Consider the following 2,459-nt stretch of genomic DNA (forward strand, 5'->3'; position numbering starts at 1 on the left):
AACGCTCGAGCGGAGCCCAAGACGAACTTCGCCGCCAGTTCGCCGATCAGAAGCTGGACCAGTTACCCGGCCAAGGTTGCGTGACGGCCCACTAGCGAGCGCGGCGAAGCGGGTGTCACGAGCGGGCCAGGTCGGCTTCGACGTTCCCCGCCATCACCGAGAGGATCCGCATGGTCTCGGCGTACTGGTCGAGCGTCAGCCCGCCCAGTACGGTCGCCCGGCTCACCTCAACGCGCCTGCTCGCCTCCAAGTGGGTAGCGCGACCCGCCTCGGTGAGCGCGACGGCACCCCCGCCGGTCGAGGCCGCCCAGCCCCGCGCGGTCAACCCCTCCAACGGGTCCGGCCCACTATCCGTGGAGAAGTGGGCCAGCGCGGTGGCGAGCTCCTCGCGCGTGGCGTCGCCGCGGCTCAGAAAGTTGAGCGCCTGCCATTGACGTCGGCTGAGGCCGAGATCGGCGAGGGTGCGGGCGAACTGCTCCTCCAGCAGGTTGTGCAGGTGCATGAGCCAGTAGCCCAAAGGCTTATCCATGAGCTATCTCTCCATATAAGATGACATGTAGTTGTCTATTACTATGCATGGAGGGCCCGTGACCGGCAAATCGGACACCTATGTGGCCGAGATCGAGGCCGCCGTCGTCGGCATCCGCCGCAGCCAGCGCCGCCGTACGCTGGCCCGGCTGTCCGAACGGCGTGGCGAACCCATCGGGCAGCACGCGGGCCTGCCCGACGCCGTCTACGAACTGCTCGACGTGATCGAGGCCGCAGAGGCGAACGGCGACACGCTCACGGTCACCGACGCCGCGGCCATCCTGGACGTGGACCAGCCGCGCTCCAGCAGACTCGCCGGGCAAGCCCTCCAGGCAGGGCTACTACGGCGCGAGGCCGACCAGCTCGACGGCCGTCGCTCACTGCTCGCGCTGACGACGGACGGCCGCGCTGCGCTCGCCCGGATCAGGGATTTCCGCCGCGCCGTCATCGCCGAGGCCACCGCGGAATGGACGGAGGAGGACCAGGCCGCATTCGCCCGCCTGCTCAACCGGTTCGTCCGGGACTTCGCTACGCGCACCCGCTCCTAACAGGCCACCCGCTTACCCGTGGAACGCTATTCGGGAAAGTGGATGTAGAGAAGAGCCATCGGCCCGCATGCGCACATAATCGGCGTCCAGCGCGAGCGGGATCCCGCCCACGTGCCGGCAGATTGCTCCCACCAGGCATGACTGTGACGTTGGCTGGAGTCCGGCGTACGTCTATCGGCGCTATCTGGGGTCCGGCCCACATTAGGTCAAAACCCACACTCAGTGGATCATGAACGGGTGTTGCCTCTGGTGAGGGGCAGTCTGGGATGTCGAGAGCACTCCGGGGCGCATGTACCGGATAAGGGTCTATTACCCCGTACATACGCGATCATGACGGCGCGGCGACCAGGAGAACCCCTCGCCGGGGCGGTGCACCACTCCGGCACGTTATCCGGTACATCATCCGGGCCGGCTCAGCGAGCATCGCCCGGCGGCGGGCATGAGCGCGGCGCCGAAGCTCGCCGCCCTGCGCGGCGAGCACGTCACCCTCGCCGCGGCCGCCGACGCTTCCTGGCCACCCCGCGCATGGCCAACCCCAACACCCACCGCGCCTACGCCTCGGCCATCGACCGCGTCACCGTGTTGCTCGGCCGTGACCGGCCGCTCGCCGAGGTCACCGAAGACGAGATCGGCCGCGCGCTTGCCGAGCTGTGGGGGGCGAGCGCGCCGGCGACCTGGAACCGCAACCGCGCCGCCATCGCCTCCTGGCTGATCTGGTGCCAGGCCACGAAGCACTGGGCCGCACCCTCGGTCCCGGCCGACGCCGAACGCCGCAAGGAAACCGCCGACGAGACCCGCGCCGTGGCCAAGACCACCATCCACCGTCTGCTGTCACGCCGCGACATCCCGCTGCGCGAGAAGACGCTCTGGCGGATGCTCTACGAAACCGCCGCCCGCGCCGCCGAGATCCTCGCCCTCAACGTCGAAGACCTCGACCTGGAGCACCGGCGCGCCCCCGTCCGCTCCAAGGGCGGCGCCACTCAATGGGTCTACTGGGACTCCGGCACCGCTCACCTGCTGCCCCGGCTGCTGCGCCTGCCCGACGGCAGCGCGCGCACGCACGGACCGCTGTTCCTGGCCCAGCGCCGCCCCGTCCCCGCCCGCCGTCCGGCCGGCGGCGACATCTGCCCGCACACCGGCCGCGCCCGCCTCGGCTACGACCGCGCCCGGGGCCTGCTCGACACCTACGCCGGTGTCGACCTGCACCAGCTGCGCCACAGCGCCGCCACCCACCTCGGCGACGCCGAAGTCCTCGCGGGTGCGGAACGCCTCGACCTGCTCATCCAGTGTCTTGGCCATCTGCGAGACCTGGCTTTTGGAGATGTGCTTGATGCCGAGCTGCTCGACCAGCTTGTCGACGCGCCGGGTCGAGACGCCGAGCAG

The 2,459-nt window shown here is 69.7% G+C and carries 2 protein-coding genes and 2 pseudogenes; 2 read left to right on the forward strand and 2 right to left on the reverse strand.

The genetic code is table 11. The annotated features are described in order from the left end of the window. Nucleotides 1–115: 115 nt before the first annotated feature. Nucleotides 116–529, reverse strand: coding sequence for a MarR family transcriptional regulator (locus tag ABZ297_RS46625; RefSeq protein ID WP_355361020.1), 414 nt, complete (start codon nt 527–529; stop codon nt 116–118). Between the two features lie 58 nt (nt 530–587). Between ABZ297_RS46625 and ABZ297_RS46630 the strand changes: the two genes are divergently transcribed. Next, nucleotides 588–1,076: a MarR family winged helix-turn-helix transcriptional regulator gene (locus ABZ297_RS46630; RefSeq protein WP_355361023.1), complete on the forward strand. Its 489-nt coding sequence runs from the start codon at nt 588–590 to the stop codon at nt 1,074–1,076. Between the two features lie 873 nt (nt 1,077–1,949). Beyond that, nucleotides 1,950–2,261, forward strand: a pseudogene (locus ABZ297_RS46635) (site-specific integrase); the annotation flags it as partial. A gap of 69 nt (nt 2,262–2,330) precedes the next feature. Here the strand turns inward: ABZ297_RS46635 and ABZ297_RS46640 are convergent. Continuing rightward, nucleotides 2,331–2,459: pseudogene (locus ABZ297_RS46640) on the reverse strand (transposase); the annotation flags it as partial.

Source organism: Nonomuraea sp. NPDC005983 (genome assembly GCF_040614375.1).
Lineage (GTDB): Bacteria > Actinomycetota > Actinomycetes > Streptosporangiales > Streptosporangiaceae > Nonomuraea.